Source organism: Candidatus Palibaumannia cicadellinicola (assembly GCF_002855795.1).
GTDB lineage: Bacteria > Pseudomonadota > Gammaproteobacteria > Enterobacterales > Enterobacteriaceae > Baumannia > Baumannia cicadellinicola_C.
This window is the reverse complement of record NZ_NJPO01000133.1, coordinates 1-6938: the sequence shown is the minus strand read 5'-3', so window position 1 is coordinate 6938 and position 6938 is coordinate 1. Positions and strand designations below refer to the sequence as shown.

The window sequence follows — 6938 nt, the reverse complement described above, 5'->3', positions numbered from 1 at the left end:
CATGCCAAGTTACTTTCGGTTGGGCATTGTGTAGTACTTCAGAAAGTTGGTAGGCTAATTCGCCATGTACATTACCAGGACCTATACTAGTAATACCTGCAGAGATATGATAAATGTTTCCGTTTTGAGAGTAAGCAGCATGAGTAGTCGTTCCCAGTAATAGCGGTTGAACTAACTCTGGTAATTCTTCTTTAGTACCTAAGCCATTATGTATCAGTAGGATAACACAATCTGATCGTAATTGTGGGAGTAACTTTCGTACTTCCTTGGATACTTGCCAAGCTTTTAGTGTTACTAGTAATAGTTCGCTGTCTGCTAAGAGTTGTGCATTATTTGCTGGTAATTGCAAACTCTTTTCTGCTCCAGACTGATTAATTATATTAACAGTACAAAAAGGTTTTGGTACTCGTAACCATCCTTGAACTCTATGCTTTTGGCAGTAAAATGCTGCGAGCCATAGCTGTCCTAGCGCGCCACAACCAAGCACAGTCACTTTCACTTGATTTTTACCTTGACCGTAGATAATTTTATTCGATTGTCATATCGTTACGAGTAACGATTTGATTAATTTTATTAAGTACTATGCTATTTATCTGTTTGGTATTAATTTTAATATAAGCACTTTCTTCTTCGGGTATAACTATTACTTCTGTTACTTCTGGCTCAGCTAATAGAAGTTGCATTAGTTGTTCTGTCGTCCCAGTATTCTGTCGTGGCAAAGTAATACGTAGACTAGTAACATAAGGTGGTTCATGCATGGTCATACTAACTAACCACCATAGCAGTGCTACGATCACGCCCGCTAAAATAACCAGCGAAGCTCCTAGTAACTGAAACAACCAACCCCCCACGATACCACCGAAGGCAACACCTAAAAATTGGCTAGTAGAGTAAAAACCCATAGCAGTACCTTTTAGGCTTGCTGGCGCCTCCTTACTTATAAGCGAAGGCAAAATAGCTTCCATAACATTAAATGCGAAAAAAAATAACTCAATTCCGGTAAAGATGACCCAGAGATGGTTACCAGTATCTAATAAAACTATTTCTGCGCACAGTAATGTAGTCACTCCGCCAATAAATACTGGTTTTATGCTACGCTTCATTTCGGCGTAGATGAGACAAGGTACTACGGCAGCGAATGAAACTAGTAGTGCCACTAAATACACTTTCCACTGATCTGCTGGTAAAAAGCTGGCATAAGTCATAATCTGCGGTAAAGCGATAAAATTTAACATTAGTATGGCATGTAGGCAGAAAATACCTAAATTAAGTTTTAGTAACTGCGCATGAGTGAGAATGATACTAAAGCTGCTGCGTATAATACTTGACTCTCGGTTAAGCGTATGACGATGTGATACTGGTACCACACTAATTATAATAGTTACACTTATTAACGTTAAAGCAGCAATACCCCAAAACAGACCGCTAAAGCCAATAGCATTAGTAATAATTGGTCCCAATACGATTGCAGTAGCAAAAGCTATAGTAAAACTTATACCGATAAAAGCCATCGCTTTAGTATGATTTTTTTCTCTAGTTAAATCTGATAGCATTGCCATAACGGCAGCAGTGATAGGGCCGGTGCCTTGTAAAGCGCGACCTATAATTATGCCCCAAATAGAGTTAGTTAGTGCAGCAATGATACTACCTAGCGTGAATATTAATAACCCACTGATTATAAGAGGCTTACAGCCTAATCGATCAGAAACTAAACCACATGGTATCTGAAATATTGATTGTACTAAGCCATAAATACCTATTGCTAAACCAATCAGCGATTCGTTAGCACCCTGTAGCCTCATACCATAAGTAGTTAACACTGGCAAAACCATAAAAATACCTAGTATGCGTAATGTTAAAACTGCGCCTAACCCCCAGATGGCACGTAGTTCTATGTTAGTCATTGTTAGTAATTTGATTAAAGTTCATAAATACCTCTTCGTCTCTAACTCGAGTAGGATTTTCTAATTAGAGATGGAAGTGAGAAACCAGCATAATTCCGTCTACTGACATCATCACGCTCAATGAGATAATAGCAATAATGGATAAAATAAACAGCTGTCTTGCCCATACTTGATCATTATTTGCGTATTTATATCCCTGCAAAGCAATCAAAAGCCACCAGATATTAACTAATGTCATGACAATTAAATACTGATAGCTAGTAGCATAACCGCTATAAAAAAGCATTATTGTGGTAAACATAAACCCTATAATATATAGGGTAATATGATTTTTGGTCACTGCAATCCCTCGTTTAATAGGAAAAACGGGAATTGAAGCTGTTTCATAATCTTTCAAACGAAAAATAGCAATAGCGTAAGAGTGTGGCATTTGCCAAATACTAAAAATCAGCAATAAAATAAGTGCTCCGGTATCAAACTTGTTACTTACTACACAATACCCAATGACCGGTGGCACCGCACCAGCTAAACTACCTATCATAGTACTGTACACATATCTCCGTTTCATATACATACTATAAAAACCAACGTATACTATAAAACCAATCACGGCTAACCACATAGCTAATAAGTTAGCCGAAATATATAATAATATAATACCAGTAATACCTAAAATAGTTGCGTAGATAAGACAATTGGTTATAGGCAGTAATCTTTTTGCTAGTGTTCTATTTTTAGTTCTTTCCATTTTCCGATCTATGTCACGGTCAATGAAGTTATTAAATACACAGCCTGAAGCTACTACTAATGAAACTCCGATCAGCGTAGCAAAGAAAATAAGATAATTAATCTCTGTTTTTGAAGTGTTTGAAGCCAGTAAAAATCCACCAATAAAAGTAATTACATTACTTAAAACAATTACTGGTTTGATTACGTGCAGGTACTGTTTTATCATAACAATTAATGTAAATAAAAATAAATAGTTAAATAATTAACTCATTAAATTTAAATTTAAATGCCACATAATCCATAAAGAGCCCACAACAAGGATTGTTATAATCAACACAGTAAAAAATAATGCTATTAGATTCCACTGTTGCTCAGATGAAGTGTTTAGGTGGAGGAAGAAAATAAGATGTAACCCAATCTGAACTACGGCACAGATAACTAATACTGCCATCAGTGTCTTTTTGGTAAGGTAACTATTCATAACCATGGCAAATGGAATTATCGTCAGGATAATAGACAGAAAAAAAACTATTACATAAGTTTTATAGCTGCCATGGCAGTTGGAACTGGTATGTTTTGTGTTTCGATAACTCATGAAAGTGTTCCCATTAAGTACACTACTGTAAATACACAAATCCATATTACATCCAAAAAATGCCAGAAAAGGCTTAGGCATTGCAAACGAGTCTGGTTTAGTGAAGTAAGACCGCGACTAGATATTTGCACCATCATAACGACAATCCAGATTAAACCTGAAATTACATGAACACCATGTGTCGCAACAAGACCAAAAAAGCCTGACAAAAACCCGCTACGATTAGGACCAAATCCTTTCGCAACTAAGTTATGAAACTCCATTAGTTCTATGCTAATAAAGCATAGACCCAAAATAAATGTTAAGAATAGCCAGGTATTAACCTGGCTTATTTTAGCACGGTGCATAGCTAAGATGCCCATACCGTAAGTTAGACTACTAAATAATAGGCAGAAGGTTTCAACTAGCATTACCGGTAATTCAAAAATATCTTTGCCAGATGGGCCTCCTGCTACACTTTTCCTTAATACGGCATAAGTTGCAAACAAAGTTGCGAACAGAATACAGTCACTCATTAAATATATCCAGAAGCCGAAAATTTTTTGAGCTCCTGCATCTTGGTGCCCAGATTGAGTATGGGCAGTTTCATGATTATAGATTCTCGTATTTGACATTATTTAAGCCAGCTTCACTAATTTTTGTTCCATACTGATTTTCGATATGCTTAATTTCTTCCAACGCAACATAATAATAAACATCTTCGTTGAAGCTATGAATGATCCAGGTTATAACCATGCCTATTAAACTTACTAGAGCTAACCACCAAATATACCAAATTAGAGCAAATCCTATTATTAGACAGAAAGCTGAGATAATAATACCTGCACTAGTATTTTTCGGCATATGAATAGGTTGATATTGTTTTTGTTTCTGGTCTGTTTCGTGATCTTCGCTCTGCCATAAATCATTACTATGATTATTTATTTGTGGCAATATAGCAAAATTATAGAAAGGTGGAGGAGAAAATGTTGTCCATTCTAGAGTTTTGCCTCCCCACGGATTACCGGTTAGATCGCGATTCTTATCACGATCGCGCACGCTAATTATAATTTGAATTACCTGGCAACATATACCTAATGCAATGAGCATTGTGCCTCCAGCTGCGCTGATCAACATAGTATGAAATGTTGGGTCAATATCTTGGTTTAAACGACGAGTCATACCCATCAAGCCCAATGCATAAAGAGGCATGAAGGCTAGGTAAAAACCTATGATCCAGAACCAAAACGCTCGTTTGCCCCACATTTCATTCAAAGTGAAACCAAAAAATTTAGGGAACCAATAATTCATACCTGCGAAGCAGCCGAACACTACACCACCAATGATGACATTATGGAAATGCGCAATTAGAAATAGACTATTATGCAGAACAAAATTAGCCCCTGGCACTGCTAACAGCACTCCAGCCATACCACCAATAGAGAAAGTTATAATAAAACCAATAGTCCATAGCATCGATGAATGAAATTCAATACGACCTTGGTACATAGTAAAAAGCCAGTTAAAAATTTTTACTCCAGTTGGTATAGCAATAATCATCGTCATAATACCAAAAAAAGCATTTACGTTGGCACCTGAACCCATAGTAAAAAAATGATGCAACCAAACACAGAACGATAGTAGAGTGATAACTATGGTCGCCCATACTAGTGAGGTATAACCAAATATAGGTTTTTTCGAAAAAGTTGACACTACTTCTGAAAAAATACCGAACACCGGTAGCACAAGAATATAAACTTCTGGATGACCCCAAGCCCAGAATAAATTAATATACATCATTGCATTTCCACCCATATCATTAGTAAAAAAATGAGTGCCGATATAGCGGTCTAGGGTTAGCAATGCTATAGTTACAGTTAGAATAGGAAACGCTGCAATTATAAGTACGTTAGTGCATAGTGCAGCCCAACTAAATACTGGCATTTTCATCATTGTCATGCCGGGGGCACGCATACGTAAGATGGTAGTGAAAAAATTGATTCCGGTCAAGGTAGTACCGATACCAGCGATCTGGATACTCCAGATCCAATAATCAACTCCTACACCAGGACTGTACTCTTGAGATGCTAAAGGTGGATAAGCAACCCAACCTGTTTGGGCAAATTCACCTACACCTAGGGAAAGATTAATAAGGATAACACCTACGATAAATAGCCAAAAGCTAAGAGAATTTAAAAATGGGAATGCCACATCACGCGCTCCTATTTGCAGCGGTACGATTAAGTTCATCAGACCTACCACAAAAGGTGTAGCCATAAATATTATCATGATCACACCATGGGCAGTCAACACCTGGTCGTAATGGTGTGGAGGTAAGAATCCAACATCACCTGCAGATGCTAATACTTGTTGCGAGCGCATCATGATGGCATCAACAAAGCCACGTAGTAGCATAACAAATGCTACTATAATGTACATTATACCTATTTTTTTATGATCTACTGATGTGAACCAATGATACCAAAGATATTGCCATTTCCCCAAATAAGTAATAGCAGAGACTAGTGCTATGCTAATTATCAGAATAGAAACTACCGTTACCATAATGATAGGTTCGTGGTAAGGAATAGAATTTAGCGTTAACTTTCCGAACATATTTTTATTCCTGAAGACCTATGTGAGATGTTTTTAACATACGAGGATCTTTATCCTGATTTATGAAGATAAGCCATGCTACCATCTTGACCCATAAACTTGCCTATCACTTTATGAAATAGATCGAATGTTACGCTTGAAAAATATTCCACTGGATGGTTTTCGCTAGGTGCTGCTAAGTGCTCATAATCATACATAGTACTAAGTTGATGCTGCGACATTTTAACTTTTTGCATCCATTGATGAAAAGACTGATCATCTGGGGTTGCAATGGCGGTAAATTTCATACCAGAGAAACCTCGTCCACTAAAGTTAGATGAGATACCTTTATAGATTCCCTGCTCATTAGCCATAAGGTTTAGAGTAGAGTTCATACCCGCCATAGCATAAATTTGCCCGCCTAACTGTGGTATGAAAAAAGAGTTCATTACTGAGTTAGAAGTAATATCAAAATGAATCGGTACGTTAGTAGGAAAAGCTATTTCATTGACTGTCGCTATGCCGTATTCCGGATAAATAAATAACCATTTCCAATCCAGCGCTACTACCTGAATCATTATCGGTTTTGTAGCTGACGCAATCGGTTTATACGGATCTAGTACGTGAGTCGACTTCCAGGTTATAGTCGCCAGGAATAGAATAATAAGGATAGGTATCGACCATACTATTAGTTCTATTTTAGCGGAGTTATACCAGTGAGGACTGTAAGTAGCTTTAATGTTTGATGCACGATATTTAATAGCAAAGATGATAGCCATTGCTATAGCTGGTATAACTACAATCAACATTAGCCCTAGCGCGGTTAAAATAAGTGTGCGTTGCTCTAGTCCAATCTGTCCTTTAGGATTCATTAACACAACATTACTACAACCACTGAGTAACCCTATTGCTATTATTATAAACAGTATAGTAATACTATTATGGTTTTTTTTGAGTCTCATCTAAAAAGACCTTAACAAAAGATACGGAATGTCATGTTGAAATATTATTTTACGGCAAGGTTGCAGTACTGTAAACAGGCTAATAGTCTTACTTACCTTAAACATTTACTTATCACTAATAATACCAATTATAGCAATTTGACAATCGATTTAAGAAATCAACAAAATCGTCAA

General features: G+C 36.9%; 7 protein-coding genes. All 7 read right to left on the bottom strand.

What is annotated here, in order from left to right; genetic code table 11:
• The coding region (locus tag CEX73_RS02540; RefSeq protein WP_311195407.1) for a 2-dehydropantoate 2-reductase N-terminal domain-containing protein at window positions 1-499 on the bottom strand (499 nt) is incomplete at its 3' end.
• A gap of 28 nt (window positions 500-527) precedes the next feature.
• On the bottom strand, window positions 528-1904 hold the full coding sequence (locus tag CEX73_RS02535) for an MFS transporter (RefSeq protein WP_101627025.1): 1377 nt from the start codon (window positions 1902-1904) through the stop codon (window positions 528-530).
• Between the two features lie 64 nt (window positions 1905-1968).
• Entirely contained in the window at window positions 1969-2859 is an 891-nt protein-coding gene (gene cyoE / locus CEX73_RS02530; protein WP_101627024.1) for a heme o synthase, read from the bottom strand.
• Window positions 2860-2895: 36 nt separating this feature from the next.
• Window positions 2896-3228 (bottom strand): cytochrome o ubiquinol oxidase subunit IV, encoded by a 333-nt coding sequence (gene cyoD, locus CEX73_RS02525; protein ID WP_101627023.1) that lies wholly within the window; start codon window positions 3226-3228, stop codon window positions 2896-2898.
• Window positions 3225-3842, bottom strand: coding sequence for a cytochrome o ubiquinol oxidase subunit III (locus CEX73_RS02520; protein WP_101627022.1), 618 nt, complete (start codon window positions 3840-3842; stop codon window positions 3225-3227). The genes cyoD and CEX73_RS02520 overlap by 4 nt, the downstream gene beginning before the upstream one ends.
• Complete coding sequence (cyoB, locus tag CEX73_RS02515) at window positions 3820-5823, bottom strand: cytochrome o ubiquinol oxidase subunit I (RefSeq protein ID WP_101627021.1); 2004 nt, start codon at window positions 5821-5823, stop codon at window positions 3820-3822. Before cyoB ends, CEX73_RS02520 begins: the two co-directional genes overlap by 23 nt.
• Window positions 5824-5873: 50 nt before the next feature.
• A complete protein-coding gene (cyoA, locus tag CEX73_RS02510; protein WP_101627020.1) occupies window positions 5874-6764 on the bottom strand; it encodes a ubiquinol oxidase subunit II in 891 nt (296 codons plus the stop codon).
• Window positions 6765-6938 lie beyond the last annotated feature (174 nt).